Genomic DNA, 23352 nt, shown 5'->3' with positions numbered 1-23352 from the left:
TTGTATCGCCAAGCTTTTGCGTCCGATCATTCTTTACCAAGTGATTACAACAGTTCGTGTGTCATCACTATTGCAGCAGGCAGGGGAACTGGCAGTTCGAATTTTTGCGGAGACATTATGTTTCCTTAGCCATTTACTGATCACTGCTGCCCGTTGTTTAGCCAAACGTCTATTAATTGCAGTATTTCGGCCTCCGATACTGTCAGCCCATCCGCGTAAATAAACCGTCTGAGTTTTTTTCAATTTAGGCAGAACACGTTTGAGCGTTCTCACGCCCTCCGCACCGAGGTGTGAACTACCTAAATTGAAAAACACCCTGATCTCATCTTGTTGAAAACTGCTTTCTGTATGAGCATAAACCGGCTGTTCCGCCAAAACTTTGCGTTCAAATCCTGAACACTCTTCATTACGGCAAAAAACAAATTCGCCCAGTTGATTTTGTTCCACTGTATAAGTTGCGTCTTGAGGCAGCTCGACCACGTCCTGTTTTGGGGCGGCACAGGCTGTCAGAATCATTGTGGAAGCTACGAAGAGCGTGTTTTTAATCGTTTCCAATTTTGATATACCTTATTTGCGTACGTCATTCTTGCGCGATAGCATGCCCGACCTTTAAGTTTGGTACATGCAGCGTTATAAGCACCAACCGCTTCCCAAGATTTGCCATGTTGACGATAACTATTTGCCAATATCCATGCACCAATGTGTACATTTGTGCATGGATTCCATACATCTGCTTCTGTTAAACCGAATTTTTTGTGAAGTACGGGTAGCCATGAACGGTTGATACCCATCAAGCCAATATCGGCTGTATGACTTTCAATATTCGGTCTGAAAGAGCTTTCTGTTAATGCGATCGATTCCAACATATCGGGATCGATACCATATTTGTTGCCGGCTTCCCGATAACAAAAAGCATCTGCTCTTGTAGATGCGAGTACCAAAACACCTGGTACGACGAACTGTAAAAGTATGGCCCTTAATCTCATGTCTTTACTGTCGTTGTATGTAGGCACTGATTTTTACCTAGAATCGACAAGTTTTGTTAAATCAAAAGAAATTAACTAAATTATTTAGAAATATTTTTTTATAAAATAATTGTGATATAATTAAAAGTTACGCTCAAAATAATAGAAACCACCCTACTGCAACCTATTGATATTAAAAGGAATGCTACAAGGGTAAAGGCTCTTATCCAAAAGCCAAAAAGGCCGTCTGCTAAAAAAATCGCAGCCGGCCTTTTTTAAAAGCTGTAACGGTAAAGCAACAGCCTTAATGGTTAAAGGAAAAGGTTTAAGGGAAAAGGATAAAAGTTAAAGGTAAAACAAAGACCTGCATGTCAAAATGCAGGTCTTTGTTTATTAAAAGGGGCGTAATTATACGCTAAAAACTCTGTTTTGTGACAATTCTAATTAAAATAACCTTTTTTACTTTGATTTTTGACATAGTAACTTTTTTTGATTATATGAATGGTTTAACAACTCTGACTTTTTAATCAAAATGAATGAAACAGATCTTTCCAAGCTTCTTGGTGTCGTAAATCGCTTTACAAATATCGATAAAAACTGGTCTTGCGTATTGTTGTACTGGATGCAGCGTGCTACCGGTTATCTGGAAATGATGACTCTTGATGACGATGAAAATACGGCAACCTTCCTTATCGAGAAGCTGGAGAAACTTTTAGAGCCATTGCCGGAAGAAATTAATGACACGGTTTTTGCAAACGCATTGGCCGATGACTTTGAAATCTTATTTCTCATGGCTCAATACGGTTCAGAATACTGGAATTCGCTAAAAGAAAGTTTCGGTGATTTTTGTATTAGACATACTACGTTACCCAATCAATTGATTGCTGATATACCACATGCCAAAAAAGAAGAAGTCAGCATGTGGCTAAAATCTTTGCTTAAAGCATCATGAAAACAAGCCTTATCACATTAGCATCCTCACTAATGCTTATCGGTGGCTCAATGCTATACCTGATAAATACCAAAAAAAGTGCTGAACCCGCATCACATAATGATGAGGGTTCCCATCGCGATCAGAACATAGTCAATGACCGGTTTCGCATTTTAAAAGCGCATGAACTGATTCAGGTGCTCGACTTAAGCCCTCAAATATCCGGTATAAAGATGAATTTAGGGTTGTCGGATGAAAACTGGAGTAAGGATGCCCTTCCCTTTTTGGAAAAATATATAGCCTTTGTTCAAAGGCTTCCCGCCAGTGAGTCTCATCACCATGCAGGTGATGGTGGTTTAGTCCGCCATACACTCGATGTAGCTGCACTGGCCCTAGTCGCATCGACATCTCAATCATGGCCGCCTAATGCCAAAACAGAGGAAATAGCAAAGAAAACTGCGGCCTGGCGTTATGGCATCATGTGTGCAGCCCTACTCCATGACGTTGGTAAAACTGTGACTGGATTTCAAGTTGAGCTATTTGATTCGGCTACCAGCCTTGAAAAATTGCTATGGTTGCCTGATGCAGGTTCTATGGCTGAAAGCGGTAAGCTTTATTATCGTGTCGAATTTCCTGATGCAAAGTCTGCTTACAGCACACATGCCGAAATCGCTTGGACATTCTTTCAAGCTTTGGTTCCTTCGCATGTCAGACAATGGCTTGCTACAACAGATCCAAATTTAATGATTACCTTGAGAAATTATCTGAGTGGGAAAAAAGATGGTAGTCCTCTTGAGCAGTTAATAAAAAATGCTGATATGACTTCGGTTTCACGGGATTTACGAAGTGGTAGCCGTCAACGCTTCTCAACTGCCAAGCGTAAACCATTTATTGAAACGATTATGGAAACATTGAAGGAAATGTTATCCGACAGAGGGGTCCATTTCAGCATCGCAACGACTGCCGGTGGTGACCTGTTCCGCAAGGGTGATCGTATCTATTTGATGTCAAAAAATGTACCTGATTACATCCGGCAGTATTTGAGAAAAAATCAACATCCTGCTGCAGGGTCATTTCCAACTGATAACCAAAGGATATTTGACACATTATTTGAGTACCGTGCCGTCATTCCGCCGGAAAACGATCCTCACAGGGCAATTACCCATATAGAGGTAGAGTTTACCCGCATGGACGGTGAAAAGGTTCGCAATGTATTCAGTGTACTTTGTTTCAATGCCAAAACCTTGTATCCGGATGGAGATTATCCGGCGGAGTTCTTAGGCAATCTTTCTGAAGTAGCCGCTAAAAAAGAAATAGCATATGTTGTAGCTTCGGAGGATAAAACATCAATTCAAGCACAAGATATTGAAATTAAGTCAGCCAACACCAAAGACAAAATGGATTTTCTGTCTATTCAACCGGAAATAACAGAACAGCCTTCCCTACCCGAAAAAAATCAAACTGAGACAGTGAACTCTGCTTTTGACAACAGTAAGAATACACCTGCTCCAGAGGAAAATAGATCCAGTAAGGTAGAAAAAGCAGAAAACCCGAATAAACGGAATTACAGCTCAATAGATAACCTAATCGAAAACTTTAACCTGATAGAACCTGATTCAGAACAAACAGAACCAACCAATTCAGAAGCTGAGACAGCAGTAAATGCCGTTAGCCCAATTCAGGAAAATATAAGCGTGGAAGTTGAAACTGAGACAGTAGCCAAACCTCACACTGAGGTTAAAGACACTGAGACAGATAAAACTCCAAAAACAATTAAATCGGGTACCAAAGCAGGTCGTAAAAAACTTGCCGACCTTTTCTCAGACGATCGTAAACCTGTTGAGAAAACAGCTGATCCTGAATCAGATCACGGACAGATTAAAACAACTGAGACAGTGAACCATCAAATTAATACTGAAGCAGTTTCATTACCTGAATCTGAATCAGCACAAAATGGTATGCGTGAACTGGAGCAGCTAAGACTAAAAGAACCTACATCTAGTCCACGTCCAGTCCAAGTCATGGATGACTCTCAAGGTTTAGATAGCCTTGCAAGCGGAGCGAAGAATATGGCCGAACTCGAAGCCTTAGTTTCTGAACGTAATTTGAAAAAGCAATCAGAAACAGAGTCAACCGAAATAGTCGAGGATTCAGTCAAAGCCAAACATATGGAAGCCAGAGACCGTGGTATGCAGTTTTTACGATGGCTGGCAGATGGATTAGGAGACGGCAGCATAGCTGTCAATAGAAGTGGTGCAACAGTCCACTTTATTGAACAGGGAATGCTGTTGGTTACGCCAGCCGTATTTAGAGATTACGCCGGCGGCGTGTTCAATAAATCTGATACGGAAAGCCTAGGCCCTCTTACACAAAAAGGCTTTGAAGCTTTGAGGTTGCATGCAAGGACGAAAAAAAGCTCATTGCATAGGGTTCTAACGACAAATGGTAGCAATCGCAGACTCTTCTATTGCTACCTTATCCCTGAACATAATATCAAACATATCATACAGCCAGGTTCAAGACCTCAGAATAATACCGATATTAAATTGGATGAATCCGACTTATTAGTAATGGAACAAAAATGAGTGCCCACTTTCCTGAAAACGTTTATCGATCACCCTATGAATGGATCAGTGTAGCCGCATACTCCACCACAGCGGTTTCAGTAGCACATTTGCCTGTACCTCCGGTAATTGCTTATGGCAGTTTAGCCATTTTTTCGGTGGTTTCAGTCAAACGCGCGTTATCAGCATTACGCATTATGCGTTTCCGTAAAAATATTCGGAAGCTGCCCTATTATGCCCTTACCGCTGATGAAATTCCTTCTTCTGATAAAGCACTTTTTCTTGGGAAAGGATTTAGATGGACACAAACACATACCCAACGTCTTTTTATGGTTCGCCAGCCTGAGAATGACGGACTTCGTAACCCCTCAAAACTCTATAAGGCAGCGAGAAAACATGAGATTGAGACAATGGGTACAGACTGGATTTCCCGCATAACTCGGAAATCAGCATGGTGGAATCCGGTTGCTCCCTTACCTCCGGTGGGAGGTTCTCCTGAATTACATGGCATTGAAATTGATGAAGATGATATTTGGGAAGATTTAGGGGAACGCGTTGGCCACAAGGTTGTATTGGGCACAACCCGCGTTGGTAAAACCCGACTATGTGAAACCATGATTGTTCAGGATATTCGGCGGGGTGATGTAACGATCGCCTTTGACCCCAAAGGCGATGCTGACCTGATGACTCGAATGTATGTCGAATCGCAAAAATCAAACAGACCATTTTATATGTTCCATTTGGGTTTCCCCGAGTACAGTTGCCGGTACAACCCTATCGGGGATTATGGTCGTATTACCGAGGTGGCGACAAGGATTGCGAACCAACTGCCCTCTGAAGGTCAGTCTGCTGCTTTCCGAGATTTTGTATGGCGTTTCGTCAACGTTTTAACGAAAACCATGGAAGGTTTATCCATTAAACCAAGCTATGAAAATATCTATAAGTCTGCTGCAAATGTAGATGAACTTGCGGGGGATTACTTTAAAAAGATATTGGATAAGCACCACCCTGGTTGGGAAAAAGACTTCGACAATTTTGATATGCCGGAATCGGAAGCAAAAAGCGCAGTAAAGACTGGGCGCAATTTGGACACAATGAAGCTCGGTTCATTCTTGAAAGCCAAAAAGCACAACGAACCTCTTATTGACGCCTTGGGTGGTATTTTGTCCAATGACAGATCCTATTTTGAGAAGCTAGTCAGCTCTCTGTATCCATTACTGGAGAAACTGACGACTGGCGAAGTTGCCAAGCTTATCAGCCCGGATACAGAGGATTTGTCAGATCCAAGAATCATTATGGACTGGCGCAAAGTCATGGAATCGAATGCAGTCGTCTATATTGGATTGGATTCCCTATCTGATGCCGAAGTTGCAGCAGCCGTAGGTAATGCGATGTTTGCTGACTTAACCTCTCTTGCAGGTCAAATCTATAAATTTGGCCATGGGGTTGGACAGAGTGGAAAAACTCAGAAAAGAAAAGTCTCAATTCATGCAGACGAATTCAATGAATTAATCGGTGACGAATTTATTCCGTTATTGAATAAGGCCGGTGGTGCCGGCTATCAAGTGACGGTTTATACACAAACATGGAAAGACGTTGAAGCCAAAATTGGCTCCCCGGCTAAAGCAGGTCAAATTGGTGGCAACTTGAATACGATGATTATGCTTAGGGTGAAAACCGTCGAAACAGCAGAGATGCTGACCAATCAGTTACCGGAAGTCAAAATTATGACCAGCACCTTGGTATCAAGGGCTGGAGATGTTGCTTATCCGGATAGTCACGAAGATTTCAGCAGCGGAAACGAAGACAGGATCGGTGCTGAGACAGTTCCTATGTTAACGCCCGCTGATTTAACCCAATTGCCAAAGGGTCAAGCTTTCGCGCTTATTGAAGGTGGCCAGTTATATAAAATTCGGCTTCCCTTACCCAAAAAGGACAAGCTGGAGAAAATTCCAGCACATATTGGTGAAATGGCGGCTGAGATGCGCGAAGTTTACAGACTAAGCCAGCCTTCGGCTGAAGAAAACGCATTTACGGAGGGAAGTAGTTATGCCGTCTAATACAAGCGCATGGTACATGAACTCATTGCCTTTAAAGTTCTTATTCCTCCCGTTTAAAGCTGCTTATACCTTATTTTTGATTGTGTTACTTATCTTTGGTAGTTCGATGTTGACTCAAAACTATTTCGGTACCGGTAATCTCTTGGAAGATGAAATCAAATGGTCTGAGTCTGTTGGCCATGATGCGTTTCCAGGAAAAGAGGTTGGCGATACTATTAATCTGCAAATTGCCAAACTAAGTTACAAGGGGCTGAAAACGGTATTTTTTGACCTGACATTAGTCAATGAGTCTCTGAAAGCTAAGTCAGAGGCCGATTTCGGCTATAAATTCAAAAATTACTTAGCTCCCCGTATGAAATACCTACAACAATTTGATGCAACATTGAAGGTTATTTCCTTACGTTTAGGAAACTTGGCATTGTTCGTGGGTATCGCGGCAATCTTTGCAATACCGGTTTTGATAGATGGGTTAGTGATGAGAGCTATCAGACAGGAAAATGCCTCACGGGAGAGTGCCGGAATTTATCACCGGGCAAAATACTGGAGAACAGGAATTATTTGGTTGGGGTGCATGATTTATATGTGTATTCCTATATCAATTTCGCCCTACTTGCTCTCTTTGCCTTTGATAGCGGCAATTTGGATGATTTTCATGCAGGCCAAATATCTTAAAAAGTATCTTTAGGATTCCAGTGGAACCTATGTGGTGCCTTTTTCAGTTCATTACGCATAGGGTTAACATCGTGGCTAAAGTATTTTTGAACTGAAGTTACGTTCTTATACCCCATCAAAATTTGAACTGCCCTAACGTCTTTGGAAGAAATCAAATAATTAAATACACAGATTTTTCTCAACGTACCAGGCGATAAGGGGTGCTCCAAATCTGCAGTTATTGAGGTTGTAACTATTTTAGAAATTTCATTCCTTGTAATTGCAGTACCATTTTTTTTCGTAAACAAGGGAAATTTTGTATTTAAACCATTTGGCATGCCATAATGATGTGGTAATAATTTTAGATATTTTTTTAGATAATGAGTAGTTAGCTGGTCAAGATACACAATTCTTGGCCTCTTGAATCTATTATCAAGAAGCAGTGCTTGTTCGTGTTGAACGAAATTGCGGATTTGTAATCGGGATAATTCGCAATTTCTTAAACCGGCATGATATATCAGATCAACAATGCACCAGTCTCTTATCTGTTTGATGTCATGCTCATCTTTGGGAATTCGTACAGAAATTTGGTACATGGGAATTGAATTTACCATGCTATCAGGTTTCTTAAAATATCTTACTTTTTGAGAAGAAACCTTTAAATTTCTAGTAAAACAATACCAATTTCTAAAACAGTGCCAACTTGCAATATACTGATTTAAAGACGATACTTCTTTACGTTTAATTGAACTTTTGTTGAGTGAGCGATGATACAGAATTAGTGTCTTTTTAAACACATTAGGATCACTAAGTACAAAAGAATCGTAGTAACCCATTGATTGTACGATTTGTCCGTATATTTGGAGTTTGTGTTGATACAACTTGATGGTTGATGTGGAATATTTTTGAGATTTTAAGTAGCTCGTAAATTCTGAAAAGATCAAATTATATTGGTTACTGCTTATAGAGAACATCTATTATTAACCCACGTTACCTGTCAAAGCTGATGTACTCTTAGTGTTATAATGTATGAAGAAGTTGCTAAGATTTGAAAAGTATTTGCAAAATACTCAAATTTCGAGTATTATATGAATGCAATATTTTATGATTAACTAATAGTTAACAAACAGGAATAAACAACGGCGATTGTTAGGTATAGGGAAAAACTACATAATTTATATTATGTTAAATTCATAATGCCAACATTTTAGTCTGTTAAATCCTGTTTTACTCAGTAGTTCAATTACTTACAGAATTCAAAAGTAAAAGGTCGTCTGAAATTTTTCAGACGGCCTTTTATTTATATCCCCCAGTCTTTTCTCAGCAAATCCTTTATTGTTTGATCAGCTGCTAATCAATTACCTACTCCAACTTTAACAATGGAAAGTAGGCAATCTACTCAATCCGTTTATGCCGTACCAACGCTATACGTTTCGCCCTTGCTGTCCGCTTGACTGACAACGGCAGCAACAGCGGTGGCCAAGCCGTTGCGCGTCATGTATTTTTGCGGAATTTCTTGGGCATTTTGTGTCAAGGTATAGGCATTATCTTCGCCATCGGCAAGGCCGCAGGGGCGCAAAATGGTCCAATTCAAACCGCTTTGTTTGAGATAGATTTCGGCTTCTGTTTTAGCACGGACGGCTTCGCCGAGTGCCTGTTTGAACGGCTCACTCATCATATCCCATTGTTCGCCGCAGCCCATGCTGGTAATCAGTACAAAGCGGGCTTGCGGATTGGCGGCTTTCGTGGCGGCAATAATGTTAATATTGCCCAGAGCATCGCTGCGGATGCCCTCTTCGTTTTTGCCGCCGACAAAACTGATCACGGTGTCGGGACGATATTGTGCCAACACTTTATCAAGCGCGTCTGCATCAAGTGCATCGGCGACGACGGTTTGAATATTGTGTTCTGCAAAAAAGCTGTCTTCAGACGGCTTTCTCAATACGGCGACGGTATCGGCTGAATTGTTCAATGTACGGATATAGGCGCGGCCGGACGGGCCGTTGGCTCCGAAGATGAGTTGCATGTTTGGGGTTCCTTTGTATGGTAGATGTTTGTTGTTAGAAAATCCGCTCCTCTATGCAACAAGGAACGGATTTTCAGGCCGTCTGAAACTGTTTAAGCAGCATCAAACAGTTTGCGCATGGCTTCGATTTGATGTTGTTTCAACTCGCCTGTCTCATCGCGGCCGACGAAAATTTTAAACATGGCGCCGCCGTTGCGGTTGATAAAGTTGAGCGAGCAAGTGGCTTTGCCCATGAACGGGCGTTCCAAAAGGTAGATGGAGGCGCAGTTTTCGTAATAGATATGACCGTGTACGCCGCCGTCGGTTTCGGGATGGTCAAAGTTGTAGAAACCGCGGCCGACTTTGCCGTTAGGCAGTTTGCCGCTGACTTCGACGATGGCATCGGGGGTGTGGGCGATAAAGGTAACGGATTCATCCCATGCTGCGATGGCTTGGAGAATTTCGACAATGCGGCTGCCTTCGGTTTGGCGCACGTTCTCTTCAGGCAGGCAGCGGATAACGTCTTCAAAACTGCATTGGTTTTGCGCGGCCAGCATTTCCAGCACTTGGCCGGGATTTTTTTCCAATGATTGGCGTAACATGGTTTGTTGTTCGGCTGAAAGTTTTTGCATGGTTTGATCCTTTTCTTGAGTCGGAAGAGTGAGCATGAGTTTGCGGATAAGGGTGGGCGACCAATAACGGCCGCTGGTATTCAAACGGATCAGACCGTCTGAATCGGGTTCTTTAAAAAGCTGCATTTCCTGCCATTGGGCAATCAGCTTTTGCGCTGCTTTGTTGCCGTCGAACAATGATGGATTTAGACGGCCTGTTTCAATATCGTGCTGGACTTTGCTGAGAAGTGCTTTATTTGGGCTATGGCCGCTCATAAATGCGATGTTTTTCTCGCCTTTCGGCGTGGCAAGATAGCTCTCCAAATCGCCCTGCACCTGATAGCTGAAACCGCCGAAGTTACCACCTGCTCCGGAGCCGAATGCTAAACAGGAAATATCGGATTTGATCAGGGTATTGTAGCGGTTGCGCTCGCCGCGGCCGGGATAGGCGAAGTGGCTGTTGCTGACCTGTTCCCAGCCTTTTTCCAGCAGTGTTTCAACCGTGTAGGCATATTGGTCTGCCTGAATATCGAAACCCGGCGGTGTCGGAAATGCACCTTTTTCAATCATGCGGTTGATGGGCAGCATGGGATAAAGGTTGAACGCATACGTATCCAAACCGGACAGCGGCAGTTCGGCGGCTCGTGCAATATCGTTTTGCCAAACCTCATCGGTTTGATTGGGCAGGCCGAACATCAAATCGGCCACAATTACGGCATCAAGCTCGCACAATTTTGCCAAATATTCAAACGCCTCGTCGCCGCTGTGTTTGCGGCCGAGACGGCGGCGGATGGCGGTATTGAAGGTTTGCACGCCGATGGAAATGCGGTTGGCCCCTGCTTCGAGACAGGCCTGTGCTTTTTCCAAATTGAAATGGCTCATGCGCCCTTCGATGGTGAACTCGCAGTCTTCGGCAAGCGGCAGATATTGATAGCAGGCACGAATCAAGCGGACGATGTCTTCCGTAAGCAATGCGGTCGGCGTACCGCCCCCGAAATAAACAGCTCGGATTTTGCCCTTGCCTGTACGAACTTCGGCTTCAGCGGCCATTTCTTCGATAATTTTGTCGGTGTACACGCTGCTTTGGCTATCCTTCCACGCATTACGGTAGAAGCCGCAAAAAACGCAATGGTTGGCGCAAAATGGAATATGCAGATAAGCAAGCGCATCCACATCGGTAGCATAGGGAAGCTTTTTCTTCCAAATGTTCTGCCACTGGGGACGCGGCATTGGAACACCGCCCCAAACAGGCATTAATGCCTGACGTTCGGGAAATGCCTTGGGCGCGGATTGTTTCGGAGTCCAAACAAGCTGCTGTACCATGATAATGATTAATAAAAATTATTAATAAGATTTATATATTAAATAACCATCATCATTTTCTTGTCAATATTTTTGTGTAATTAAAAATTAGTATTATTTTAAAATATTGTATTCTATAAATAATAAAATATATTTCTATTTGATGGAAATCGGCATTTTACTTGTGAAATGCGCAAAATTTGGTTCTTCAAGCTGAGAACATCCTCCCATCTCGTTTTATTTTTGAACAATACAATAAATTTTATTTATCGTTTTTCAGACGGCCTTTTGGCGCTCAGCTTCTGAAATAAAACCCTGCCTCATCTTTGCAACGGCGTATCTGCCAACCGTAAACCGATTCAAGCAAGTCGGGGCGCATCACTTCGCCCACCTTGCCTGATGCAACTACTTTTCCCTTATTCATCAAGATAATATGTTCCGCATAACGCGCGGCGAGGTTTAAATCGTGCAATACCATCATTGATGAGGCACGGTTCAAATGCCCGACCAAATACTGCATCAGGCGGTGTTGGTGGCGGATATCGAGATGGTTGCACGGTTCGTCCAAAAGCAAGACCGGCGCGTTTTGCAACAGGGCGCGGATGATGTTGGCGCGTTGCTGTTCGCCTCCTGAGAGCTTGCCGATGCGCTTATCCGCCAAGACCGTCAAATCAAAATAATCGAGCAACTCGTCCGCCCATTCATGGTTCAGACGGCCTTTTTGTACGAATGATGCCAACGCAATGTATTCGCGTACGCTCATCGGCATGTTGTAACGGCCATGCTGCCCGACCCATGCCACCCTGCCCGTGCGGATTTGCGGCGCAACGGCCTCACCGAAAAGCGTGATTTCCCCCTGCCCTGTTTGCCCGATTAAGGCCCGCAGCAAAGTAGATTTACCCGCACCATTTGGGCCGATAATAACGGTTATGCCGTGAGGTATATCCAGTTGATCGATTTCTAGCAGGGTTTTGTCTTGGACGCGGACGGAAAGATTACGGATTTGAAATAAAGAGTGCATGGCAAAAAATATGAGGCAATGAAGTTTCAGACGGCCTGTTCAAACATCAACGGCTTTTCAAAGGCTTGATAAACAAATACATAAAAAACGGTCCGCCCAATAAGGCAATCACGATACCGACCGGCAGATCGACAGGGTATGTCAGCCAGCGCGCCGCGCCGTCCACCACCATCAAAAATACTGCGCCCAACCAAGCCGACAGCGCAATCAATTTGCGGCGGCTGCCACCGACGGTTTGCGCCAGCACATTGGGGATCATCATGCCGAGAAAACCGATGATGCCCGAAAGCGACACCGCCGCCCCCGTCATCAATGCTGCGCCAATTACGGTTTGCACACGCAATGCCCCAACCGACACCCCCATACTGGCAGCCGTGTCTTCCCCCGTCATCAAAACGTCCAGCCGCCTGCCTGCCGACAGCAAAATCAGAAAACCGGGCAACATGACCGCGATTGCCGTGACAGGCGATGAGAAACCGGCTTCAGCAAGGCTGCCCGACAGCCATGTGGTCGCGCTGCGCAATACCAAATCGTCAGATAAAAACAAAATCATGCTGACTACCGCACCCGAAAACGCGCTCAACACAAAACCCAACACCAGCAATCCCAAAGTACCGCCGCCGAGTAGTTTGTGCACCGCCAAAATCAGCAGGCACACACCCAATGCACCGAGAAAAGCCGCCGCCGGCACACCCATCGCGCCGCCGCCCAAAGCCAATAACACTATCACGCCCAAGGCCGCACCGCCCGATGTCCCGATCAAACTCGGATCGGCCAGCGGGTTCTCAAATAAAGCCTGCAATGCCGCCCCCGAAGCGGACAAACCGGCTCCGACCAAAAGCGCGGTATAGATGCGTGGTAAACGAATTTGGCGGACGGTTTCATCCATCGCCAGCGGCGACTCCCACGCGCCAAAACCGATGCCGCAGCACAAATAAACGGCGGCGGCAGTAAGCAGCAGGCAGAGGGTAAGGGTATGCGGTTTCATGACATCATGCGGTTCAAGCGGATTGAGGAACGGTTTCAGACGGCATTTTTAAGACAGCCGTTTTGCCTCCTCAACAAGAAGGAACACATCAAGGCCGTCTGAAAACAAAAATCGGGCAGTTTTTTCAAATCAGGCGCGTTTATTTCGCCAAACCGTGCAAACGCTGAATCACTTGCGGCGTATCCAGCCCGTAACGGAACATATCGTTGGCCTTCCACAAATAAATTTTGCCGTTTTTCGCGGCAGGCGAGCCGGCGATTTCGGGACGTGCGGCAAAGGTTTTGACGTTGCCTATCATGGCAGTGTTGTGGTCGGCAATAATGATGATGTCGGGTTTGGCCGCAATCCATGCCTCACGCGTCATCGGTTTGAGGCCGTCAATGGCGGCTGCGGCATTGATACCGCCGGCACGGCGGATGATTTCGTCGGCGGCAGTATTCTTGCCCGATACGATGCGCCCGTCGTAGCTGAAGAGGTAGCGTTTGCCGTTGGAAGGCTGCTGTTTCATATCCGCCTGCCACTTGCTTGCCAACTTGTCCGCCTGCGCGCTTTTACCGATAAGCTGACCGATGTTGCGGATACTTTGCGGATAGGCGGCGATGCTGTCGTCGGGTGCAACATTGACGGCTTTAATGCCTGCTTTTTGCAGGTGGGCAAAAATATCGGCAGGCTGCGCCATCCATGAACCGATGGCAATGTCGGGTTTGGCGGCCACAATCGGCTCAACCGTCAGACGGCGATGAATGCCGATACTGGGCTTGTTTTTCAACGCCGGGTTTTGAACGGTCTGATCTCGGCCGACAATTTCGTCCAATGCGCCGAGCGCAGCAACAATGTCTGCCGTATCAGGGGTTAACACGACGATGCGTTGCGCGTGTGCAGTGCCGGCCAACGAAATAAGCGCGGAAAGCAGAAGGAGTTTGAGTTTCATTGATTTTCCTTGTCGAATGCTTTCAGACGGCCTGCTCACTTTCTCAGGCCGTCTGAAAACGGTTGAATCACTTTAGAACTTCAGTTGTACGGTTGCGGCGAAATTGCGGCCGCTTTCGGTGTACAAGTCCATCACACTGGTACGGCTCATGCCGGCAACGTCTGCATGCTGCCAGTATTTTTTGTTGCCGACGTTGTAAATGTTTGCGCCGATTTCAAGGTTTTTAAACGGCTTGTACCACGCACCGACATCCCATACGCCATACCCCGGCGCTTGGAAAACAGTGTCGCTGCTGACGCGGCTGTGTTTTTTCGACCAGCGCAGCTTGGTGCCGATACCCCATTTTTCCTGCGTGTAATCCAAGCCCAAAACGCCGTTGAGCGGATAAGCGGAATCCAGCGGCGTACCGTCTTGCTGTTTGCCGCTCATCCAAGCGATGCTGCCGGAAACCTGCCAGCCCGGCAGGAATTTGTAGGCGGCAGAGGCTTCTGCACCGTAGGTTTTGACCCTATCTAGGTTTTGATATTGGTACTGGATAATTGGGCGTCTGCCAACGGTGGAGGTACCGATTTCAGTGCGGTTGATGAAGTTGCGGTAACGGTTGTAGAACGCGGTGACTTGCGCACGGGTGCGTTCGTTTTTAAATTTCATCCCCAATTCAAAGCTGTTGGATCGTTCGGATTTGAGGTTGGCATTGGGAATGACGGCATAGCCGTAGGTCGTATTGGCAAACGCCATGGTCGCGCTGTCAAACGGCGGCGTGCGGAAGCCTTGGGAATAAGTAGCGAAACCGGTGAACTGCTCACCCATCGGCACGCTCAGGCGCAGGCTGGGCGTAAACGCGGAATCACTGAAGCGCGTCGCCGTTCCGCTGGGGTTGGCGTTAAGATAAGCTTGGTCGGTCGAAGTGTTCAGCTTGTCTTTTTCGTAACGCAAGGCCGGGGTCAGGACGATGCCGTTGCCGAAGGTCAGGCTGTCTTGCGCGTAAACGCTAAACGTTTTGCGCTTACTATCGGGGAAAGTTTTATTCGGATAGGTGCTGCCTGCATAGATTTTGCTGACGGCGCCGGTCAGGTTGTCCACTGTCAGGCTGTCACGCGGACGGGCGGTCTCGGCGTGTTTATATTCTGCGCCGGCAACGACGGTTTGTTTGACCGCGCCATCAAATTCCCACACGCCTCGCCCGTTCAGTCCGCGTATGGTCTGATTGAAACCGTAGTCGGAATAACGGGTCGAGTTACCTAATAGACGCGCGCCCATGCGCGTCATGCTGACATCGACGGCATCGTCTTCTGTACGCAATTTTTGCTGATAGGCAGTCAGGTTCGCTTCTTTCAGACGGCCTTCACCAGTGTAGCGGTAGCCCGCTTCGATACGTTGACGGCGGATGCGGTCTCGGGCGTTGCTCTCGGATGTTGCAATGGTTACCGGCCCGCGCGATTGCGAACCCAAGCCGTTTGCCAATACAGTATCGTTGGCGTGGTAATACTGCTCGTACAAAGTTTCCAAGCGGTGGCGTTCGTTGCCGATATTGCCTTTCGCCAAGATATTGTAGGCATTGTTTTTCTGCGGGTTGGTAGCAGTACGTGCAGTCGAGTAGCTGGTATCGCTGCCCATGTTTTCGGTTTCATGACCTTGACGGCGCGTCAGCATCAGCAGACCTTCGGCGTTTTCATGGAAACCGGCGGCTGTCGCTGTTACGCCGTGACTGCGGTCGCGGCTGCGATAGCCGTGTTTCAAACTGAAATGACCGCGTTTATCCGCATCGACGAAATCGCTCGGTGAGAGCGTGACCATGTTCACCACGCCGCCGAGCGCATCGCTGCCGTAGAGCGCGGAATAAGGTCCTTTGACAATATCGACCTGCTTGAGCGTGTCGCTTTCGACCATATCGCGTCCCGAAATCGCACCGTTGGAGCCGCCGCCTGCATAAGATTCGGGAATGCGCACACCGTCCACCATCATCAGAATGCGGTTGCCGTCTATGCCCCGGATATTAATGCCCGCATGGCCACGGCGGTTGTTGTCAGACGGCACACTGACGCCGGATTCATACATCACGATATCGTCCAAATTCTGCGCCGAGGCTTGATTCAAGGTTTTGCGTCCGATAACCGACACATTCGGCGCGGCTTTATCCAAGGTTTGCGCATTACGGTCGGCAGTAACCACCACAGGCTCTATTTCGGCCTGCTCTACCGGCATCTGAGCCGCATATAAATGTCCGGAAAAAACCGCCCCTACTACACAGGCAATCGCTTTCTTTTTCATTACATAACCTTATTATTCGAATAAAAATGGTTTTCATTTATAAAACAAATAGGCGGTTTTTGCAAGTTTAGAAACCGTAAGACAGCACTAACAACCATTTCGAATCGCAAAATATAGTATGACGCAGCTAAATCAGTAATTCATGAACCAGGGGCAAAGTGCCCGACCTCGTCAGCGTAGAAAACCCATCCGCCGTCTTTGACCAAAAATCTCACATCGGCAATTGGGAAGCCGACACCTTCATCGGCAAAAATCAGAAAAGCGCATCGCCGAAAAAACATTTAGCTTATGAAACGCCAAGTATTTTATTTTTAAATCTGTTCCAACCACTGGTGCCCGAGTGTTGCATTTGAAATCCGAATCAAAAGCTATCTGAAATTTTCAAACAAGTTTTTATTTGTTCCTCTTATCCCTCATCCTTCTATTTACTTCAGACTCAAAAACATTTCCATATTATTAAAAATTAGTTAGAATTACACAAAATTATAAATAATAATCAAACTTATTTACCTAAATTCAGTCAGAGTGTAATCGCATCTATTTTCGGTCTGTCTTGTTCAGACGGCCTTACCAATCAAGCCATATGGATACATTCTATGCAACCGATCAAAATTACAACCCTCTCCGCCTGTATCGCCGCCATTGGTTTTGCACCTACCGTTTATGCTGCAGATAATTCGACAGTTATTCTCGATACCATCACTGTCAAAGGAACTCGAAATAAGGATGAAATCGGTAAAAACCGAGTTTATACCCGCGAAATCGTCAATCTTTACAAAGGCAAAAACGAAGTCGAAACCTTCAAAGGCAACACCGTATCCGACCTTTTAAGCGGTATGTCCGGCGTGTACAGCGGCGACGCGCGCAACAGCGGTGCGCTGGACCCAAATATACGCGGCGTACAGGGACAGGGACGGATTCCCGTTACCATCGACGGCACCGAGCAGGCGATTACCGTCTGGCGCGGCTACGCAGGCGCAAACAACCGCAACTACGTCGACCCCAACATCATCAGCAGCGTTTCCATCGAAAAAGGCCCCTCGTTCAGCCGCGATATGAAAAGCGGCATAGGCGGCTCCGTCGCCCTGAAAACCATTGATGCCGACGATATTGTCCCCGAAGGGCAGAAATACGGCTTTGAAGTGAAGGCGGAGGCTTCCAACAATTCCATCAAAAGGCGTGAGAATGCTTATGAACATTCAGTCGATTATCGAACCTTGCCTGTTCCCGCAGTAGCGACGGGTGGTATTTGGCGTTCGTTTTTTGACGATACCGACCGAATCGACCAGCGTTTCAACGGACGCAATAAATTTGGGGAGGATAAAGCCTACCGCATTGCCGCCGCCACCAAGCAGGACAATTTCGATGCCATGCTTGCCTATGCCTACCGCAGTAAAGGCAATTATTTTTCCGGCAAAAAAGGCGCGGAACGCTACGGTTATATCGGTCCTTGGACACAAGAAACTTTAGACGAATTGAAACGTCGTAAAGAAGAAGCCGCTGCCAAGGGTGAGAAATTTTTCGGCAGTGAAAACATGCTGGGCGCACCCGATATTTCAAAAATCGGACTTTTTTATCATCCGGGCGGGGAAGTCAGCAATACCTCGCTCGAAACCAAATCATGGGTAGGTAAAACCACCTTCCGTCTGCCGAACCGCCAAACGCTCAAATTCGGCCTGCGCCATACCGATTCCACGTTCGGCGAAATTATGCCTTCGCGCATTATCGGCCCCATCAGTTGGGATGCGTCCGTCCTCAACAAAATTGCCGAATGGCCGCAGGCATGGGTAAAACAGCGTTCCTACAATATCGACTATTCGTGGAAGCCCGAGGGCAGCCGTTGGATAGATTTCGATGCCACGCTTTGGACAACGCGCACCAAATCCAAAACCAATACCGCAGGTGGCTCACCCGGCGATACCGTTTATGAGGACAACAAATTTCAAATAGCATGGGATGAGTACGACAGATGGCAAAAAGCTACGCCTGAAGAGCGTCAAGAATTGCTGAATGCAGGTTTTGAAGTCCCAAAACCGCCCAAACCCGAAACGCCCAATACAAACGGCAGGTTCAACACTATTGAAGGCAACGCCTATTACGCCCGTAACAACCGTACAGGCTTTCAATTCTCCAACCGTATGAAATTGAGCGACAAACTGTCGTTGACTTTGATGGGCGATTTTCAAAATGAAAAACTGACATCGCGCAATGATTTTTCAGACGAGCTGGAGCGGGGAGGATACGACAAATATCGGGAAGAACTCGAAAACAGCACCATCAGGGCAAATTATGAATTGAACCAATACGGTGTACCTCGCAACGGCAAGCGGCGTGAATACAATCTGGGCTTTAATTTTCGCTACGAACCCTTCCGCTGGCTGACTTTGACGGCAGGTGGGCGATATACCAATTTCCAACTTCAGGATAAAAGCAGACGTTTGGAAAGCGGCACGAATAAGACCGGCGATCCGTTAGAAATGAACAGGGGAATAAAATATTCGATCGGCAGGGTTGCCACGCCGCAAGAATACGCGGATTACAAGGCAATTGACGATGCTTTGGCGAATGGCAGTCTTGATTATGGAGTTTTATATGAAACAGAGGAATACGCAGAACAAAGAAAAAAACATGCACAAATTAGCCTGACTTCGTTTCAAGTCAATTCGCAATATATTCCGACTTTGACAGATGATCGCGAAAAATGGGTCAATCCTAATGAAAAGGTGGATTTCTATTGGTTGAAAGACGATAAAGGCCGTCTGAATATGCAGGATCATCCCCTTACCAATGGCAGCATTCCTGATTTGCACACCAAAGTCGCCAATCCTGTATATGACCCGTCTATTCCAGACAGTCCGCAATTTGTACCTAAATACTACGCAGCCAGTGCAAGTGTTTACACAACGCCAATGACCGAAGCCGAAAGACAGAGGGCAATGAAGCAGAAGGGCAGCGGTTGGGTACCTGCATTTTCTGCCACCATCAATTTTACTGATTACAGCCGCGCCTATTTGCGCTATACCGAAACCCTGCGCTACCCCAGCATTTTTGAAGGGACTTACGGCTTTTCTACCGCCGCCGGCTCATTCAACCGCATGGGCTATGGCTGGCGGCCCGAACACGCCAAAAACTGGGAAGTGGGCTATATTCATGATTTGACGGGGCTGTTACCGAAAATGAAAAAAGCGGATTTCCGCGTCAATTACTTCCATAACAAGACCGAAAACGTTATCGATAGGGACAGCAATCTCGAATTCGAACAATTCGACAGACAAATCCGCAGTGGTGTCGAGCTGTCCACCCGCTTCGATACCGGACGCGTCTTTGGCAGCCTGAACGTATTCCGCAGCCTGAAAAACAAAATGTGCGACGAAAATTTCACTTGGACATCCGCAACAGAGGGCATGGTTGATTCAAGCTATTTTGTGAAAAACGGTAAGACTATGAATCGTCCTGTCTGCAACCACGGCGGCTTGACCGATTCGGGCTATCTGGCAAGCGCACTTCAACCACGCTGGTCGATTGATGCCGAATTGGGCAGCCGTTTCCTTGCCAACAAACTGGAAACAGGCGTGCGCCTCCATTACCACAGCCGCGTCTATGAAAACCGCAACGATGCTTGGCAGCCATTCTACGATGTGCGCAATAAATATCTGAATGACAATATGAAGCCCCAGCATAACGATATGCGTTGGCAGCCTGTCGCCGTATGGGACGCCTACCTGCGCTACAAAATCGGCAAAAACCTGACTGCCGAGCTGGTGGGCAGCAACCTGACCAACCGCTACTACCTCGACCCGATGAGCCGCTCCTATCTGCCTGCACCGGGCAGAACGGTCAGGATAGGGATTACAGGTAAGTTCTAAAATAGTTTCAGGATGCAATTATCAAAATTCTAATATTAGTAAAATGTAAATTATCATAAATGATAATAATTTCCGTTTTTATTTTATAAAAATGGGAATATACTTACTTTGCTTTTCCAAGAGGGCGAATTTGTAAGATTAATCCAGGTTCTTCTTGAGAAAGTTTGTTGATTTTGTAAATTTTTATTTTGGAGTGAATTATGGAACTCGTAAAAACCGTTGCGGTATTGAGTGTTGCGTTTGCTGCTTCTTCTGTGTTTGCACTACCTAAAGGTTTTCAAGCCAACCCGACTGGTGCGACGACCGAATCGATTCAAGTCGAAGGGGTAAAGCATATTGGTGTTACTCTTGAAAACGAAGGTGAGCATAAAGGTAAAGCTTCCATTTTTGTTAGCGATACCAAGGCTGTCTCAGGAACTCCAGAGAAAGGTATTGCCAATAACAAGCCTGTCTCTTTTGCTAAAATCGATGCGACAGCGAACAAATATTTTGTTAAAACGTTTGCTCACGGTATTTTGGGTAAAGACAAAAACGGCGTTACTGTTGCCAATCTGTATCGGATGAACGGTGCATGGCATCTGATTCCCAAAATGCCCGACCATTCCCATTTGGGCCGTCTGTCTTATTCCAAAGTCGGTAATATGGATGTTTACTTCGGCGACTGGTCTGCCGTTCCTTCCGGTGCGGCTGTCGGTACAAAAGGTACGAATTACACTGCCTTCTATAGCGGCACGGGTCGAACCACCAATCTGCCGACTACGGGTACTGCCACTTATACGGTTAAGGGTATCAACCAATATCATACGCAAAATACAGCCCTCTTAAACGGTACGTTGAAAGCTGATTTCGGTAAGCGAACGCTGAACGGAGAAATGGAACGCGCAGGTTTGAATGTCGCCATCAACAATGCCACGATTAATACGGCTCAGGCTTCCTTCTCCGGTACAGCTACGGCAAACAAAGTGGCCGGTACGACCCACGGTCATTTCTTCGGCAATCAAGGCGCAGCGATTGCGGGCGTGGCTGATTTTGGTCGAAACCATGCCTATAACACTGCCTTTGGCGGTACGAAAATCGGCAAATAATGAATCATAATGCGATAAGGCGGACGGTTTTTGTCGTTTCCCATTCCGTCCGCCTATAAAACACAAATCATCCGACACACAATGCACATCGTACAGGGCCGTTCGGAAATATCGGGCTTCGCAATGCGTTTAAGCCGGTATTTTTCGAACGGCCCGTGAGTTTGAAGGCGTGCTGTTTCGATGGGCTTGAGAAGCTCATTTTCAGACGACCCGTCATTCAAATAAAAAAATGCTCTGCCCGGTAAAGATGAAATGTCAGTTTTTCTTTGAAAAGGTCGTCTGAAAAACAAAGCCGCCCGATACACAGGAAAGAATTTTATGAAACGCCTTTTGCTCCTTCCCTTTTTTATCAGCCTGCTGCCCCACGCGTTTGCCGACGACAGGGAAGACCGCTTCATGCAGCTCAAACAGGGAACGGAACTCCGCCGCGCTCAGCAGGAAAGGAACGAAGCGGACAATACGGCGATCGAATTCGGCGCGGGAGAAGTGCAGGACGGCGAAGATTTGGCGTTGTCGCTGATGAAGGCGGTCAACGCGCAAAACGAAGAGGAAACGGCTCGGCTGTTAGACATTTACCGCCGTCAGGATGATTACGACCCCGATATAGTGCTGTTTGCCGAGGCCAATCAGGCGGTGTCCCGCGACGATTTGGAGGCCGCGCTGGCGAAATACCGCGAGCTTTACCGCAAAAATCCCGAATTTCTGCGCGGCCGCCTGGATTTGGCGCGGCTGCTGTTTATAGACAAACAAAACAAAGAATCGGCGGCATTGTTCGACGGCATCGATATTCCCGAAGTGCCCGCCGTCAATGAGAAAATCAAAGTGTTTGCCGACGCTTTGAAGAAACGCGATGCGTGGAGCGGCTCGGTTTCGTTCGGCGCGGGTTACGACACCAACTTAAACCAGTCGTCGGGCACGACGGTTGTCCGCAATCAGACAAGCTGCGGTTTCGATTCGAACGGGCAGCCGATTCTGGACGATGCCGGAATGCTGTCCTGCCGCAACGAACAGCTTGACGCCTACGCGCCCGATGCGTTGAAAAACCGGATGTGGGTATATGAAGCCAACTTAAGCAGACGCATTTCGCTCAACGGCCACCACGGCCTGCAACTGGGCGGCTACGCATGGGGCCGGCTCTATCCCGGCAACAAAGAATACGGCGAACACAATATCAACGTCAGCCCCGCTTACAGTTTTCAGAGCAAAGACCATTCCTTCAGTATCGGCCCGCAGGTGCAATACGAATGGTCGGGCGGGAAACTGCGCGACAGCAGCGCCGGCATCAGCACGGCATACAGCCGCACCTTTTCCGACCAAGCCTCGCTGGGCGTGCAGCTCGACCACAAATACGACCGCTACCGCGGTGAATTAAAACATTTCAACGGCCCGCAGACGCTTCTGTTCACCACCGCCATCTACGCCCTGCCGAAAGACTGGCTGGTATTCGGCGGCTACGACTACCTGCGCAAAAACAGCCGCGAAAAAGTGGATTCCTACCGCCGGCACGGCCTGCGCGCGGGCGTCAATAAACGTTTCGAATCCGGCATCGACGCCACCTTTCAGGCAATCTGGCGCAAAACAGCCTATCAGGATTACCATGCCTGGCTGGAAACCCGCCGCCGTGATTTCGAACGCACCTACCAGTTGGACATCAAATTCGATCGCCCTTTCCTCCGCGGCTTCGTACCCATCCTCACCGTAAAACACACTGACAACAAAAGCTCGTCCTGGCTAAATCGCTATAAACGGAATGAATTTCTAATTAAAATAGAGCATAGGTTTTGAAATTAAAGGTCAGCCAGATGATCTCTTGTAAGATTATTATCTTATATTCATAATGTGATTAACTCGCAAATTTCTTACAGTTTAACTTATCAACTTGCTAAAAAAATTTGCAAATAGGCCGTCTGAACTTAATGTTTCAGACGGCCTTTGCAGTATAAATTAGCTATCCCCTACACTTTCTTGTTTCACAAGAGTTTGATGGTACTTGGTATTCTTATATCTCTCCTACTCCACTACACAATAAATTAGGAAGTAGAGGTAAGGTAAAATTAAATAGCCAAGTTTCTCTTAAAACCTATTGATTTTATACTAAAAA

General features: G+C 46.6%; 16 protein-coding genes and 1 pseudogene. 8 read left to right on the top strand and 9 right to left on the bottom strand.

Translation table 11 applies throughout. The features are described 5' to 3' along the window. Positions 1–33 precede the first annotated feature (33 nt). Together HMPREF2661_RS02055 and HMPREF2661_RS11120 are read right to left on the bottom strand one after the other, a co-directional pair. Complete coding sequence (locus tag HMPREF2661_RS02055) at positions 34–555, bottom strand: OmpA family protein (protein WP_070822210.1); 522 nt, start codon at positions 553–555, stop codon at positions 34–36. Next, the gene (locus HMPREF2661_RS11120) at positions 525–1013 is read right to left on the bottom strand and encodes a lytic transglycosylase domain-containing protein (RefSeq protein ID WP_239665078.1); all 489 of its coding nucleotides are present in this window, start codon (positions 1011–1013) and stop codon (positions 525–527) included. The genes HMPREF2661_RS02055 and HMPREF2661_RS11120 overlap by 31 nt, the downstream gene beginning before the upstream one ends. Positions 1014–1497: 484 nt before the next feature. Here HMPREF2661_RS11120 and HMPREF2661_RS02050 point away from each other — a divergent pair, with 484 nt between their 5' ends. From HMPREF2661_RS02050 to HMPREF2661_RS02035, 4 genes are read left to right on the top strand one after another with little or no spacing between them, the layout of a single operon-like run. Next, positions 1498–1917 carry a hypothetical protein gene (locus HMPREF2661_RS02050; RefSeq protein WP_070822209.1) on the top strand — a complete coding sequence of 140 codons (420 nt, stop codon included), beginning with the start codon at positions 1498–1500 and terminating at the stop codon, positions 1915–1917. Next, positions 1914–4481 (top strand): MobH family relaxase, encoded by a 2568-nt coding sequence (gene mobH, locus HMPREF2661_RS02045; RefSeq protein WP_070822208.1) that lies wholly within the window; start codon positions 1914–1916, stop codon positions 4479–4481. Before HMPREF2661_RS02050 ends, mobH begins: the two co-directional genes overlap by 4 nt. Then, positions 4478–6520 (top strand): type IV conjugative transfer system coupling protein TraD, encoded by a 2043-nt coding sequence (gene traD, locus HMPREF2661_RS02040; protein ID WP_070822207.1) that lies wholly within the window; start codon positions 4478–4480, stop codon positions 6518–6520. Before mobH ends, traD begins: the two co-directional genes overlap by 4 nt. Further along, positions 6510–7205, top strand: a complete 696-nt coding sequence (locus HMPREF2661_RS02035; protein WP_070822206.1) for an IncC plasmid conjugative DNA transfer DtrJ family protein — start codon at positions 6510–6512, stop codon at positions 7203–7205. Before traD ends, HMPREF2661_RS02035 begins: the two co-directional genes overlap by 11 nt. Here the strand turns inward: HMPREF2661_RS02035 and HMPREF2661_RS11115 are convergent. From HMPREF2661_RS11115 to HMPREF2661_RS02000, 7 genes are all read right to left on the bottom strand, one after another. Continuing rightward, positions 7189–8007, bottom strand: a complete 819-nt coding sequence (locus HMPREF2661_RS11115) for a site-specific integrase (protein ID WP_168166706.1) — start codon at positions 8005–8007, stop codon at positions 7189–7191. The genes HMPREF2661_RS02035 and HMPREF2661_RS11115 overlap by 17 nt on opposite strands. A gap of 572 nt (positions 8008–8579) precedes the next feature. Continuing rightward, a complete protein-coding gene (locus HMPREF2661_RS02025; RefSeq protein WP_049360043.1) occupies positions 8580–9197 on the bottom strand; it encodes an NAD(P)H-binding protein in 618 nt (205 codons plus the stop codon). A gap of 92 nt (positions 9198–9289) precedes the next feature. After that, positions 9290–11110 (bottom strand): heme anaerobic degradation radical SAM methyltransferase ChuW/HutW, encoded by a 1821-nt coding sequence (gene hutW, locus HMPREF2661_RS02020; RefSeq protein WP_049360044.1) that lies wholly within the window; start codon positions 11108–11110, stop codon positions 9290–9292. A gap of 274 nt (positions 11111–11384) precedes the next feature. Beyond that, on the bottom strand, positions 11385–12110 hold the full coding sequence (locus HMPREF2661_RS02015; protein ID WP_049360048.1) for an ABC transporter ATP-binding protein: 726 nt from the start codon (positions 12108–12110) through the stop codon (positions 11385–11387). Positions 12111–12156: 46 nt separating this feature from the next. Then, on the bottom strand, positions 12157–13098 hold the full coding sequence (locus HMPREF2661_RS02010; RefSeq protein ID WP_049360051.1) for a FecCD family ABC transporter permease: 942 nt from the start codon (positions 13096–13098) through the stop codon (positions 12157–12159). Between the two features lie 139 nt (positions 13099–13237). Then, positions 13238–14029, bottom strand: a complete 792-nt coding sequence (locus HMPREF2661_RS02005; RefSeq protein ID WP_049360052.1) for a heme/hemin ABC transporter substrate-binding protein — start codon at positions 14027–14029, stop codon at positions 13238–13240. A gap of 72 nt (positions 14030–14101) precedes the next feature. Continuing rightward, entirely contained in the window at positions 14102–16300 is a 2199-nt protein-coding gene (locus HMPREF2661_RS02000) for a TonB-dependent hemoglobin/transferrin/lactoferrin family receptor (protein WP_070822204.1), read from the bottom strand. A 137-nt stretch (positions 16301–16437) separates the two neighbouring features. On the opposite strand from HMPREF2661_RS02000, the pseudogene HMPREF2661_RS01995 reads away from it, so the two are divergent. The 4 genes and pseudogenes from HMPREF2661_RS01995 to HMPREF2661_RS01980 form a co-directional block, all read left to right on the top strand. Next, positions 16438–16653: pseudogene (locus tag HMPREF2661_RS01995) on the top strand (hypothetical protein); the annotation flags it as partial. A 243-nt stretch (positions 16654–16896) separates the two neighbouring features. Continuing rightward, positions 16897–20166: a TonB-dependent receptor domain-containing protein gene (locus tag HMPREF2661_RS01990; RefSeq protein ID WP_070822203.1), complete on the top strand. Its 3270-nt coding sequence runs from the start codon at positions 16897–16899 to the stop codon at positions 20164–20166. 200 nt (positions 20167–20366) lie between these two features. Continuing rightward, the gene (locus HMPREF2661_RS01985) at positions 20367–21251 is read left to right on the top strand and encodes a Slam-dependent surface lipoprotein (protein WP_049343863.1); all 885 of its coding nucleotides are present in this window, start codon (positions 20367–20369) and stop codon (positions 21249–21251) included. A 318-nt stretch (positions 21252–21569) separates the two neighbouring features. Next, entirely contained in the window at positions 21570–23036 is a 1467-nt protein-coding gene (locus HMPREF2661_RS01980) for a surface lipoprotein assembly modifier (RefSeq protein WP_049343865.1), read from the top strand. Positions 23037–23352: the final 316 nt, after the last annotated feature.

The organism is Neisseria sp. HMSC061B04, assembly GCF_001836705.1.
Classification (GTDB): Bacteria; Pseudomonadota; Gammaproteobacteria; order Burkholderiales; family Neisseriaceae; genus Neisseria.
Note: the sequence above shows the minus strand (reverse complement) of the source record. Positions and strands in the feature narration are given on the sequence as shown.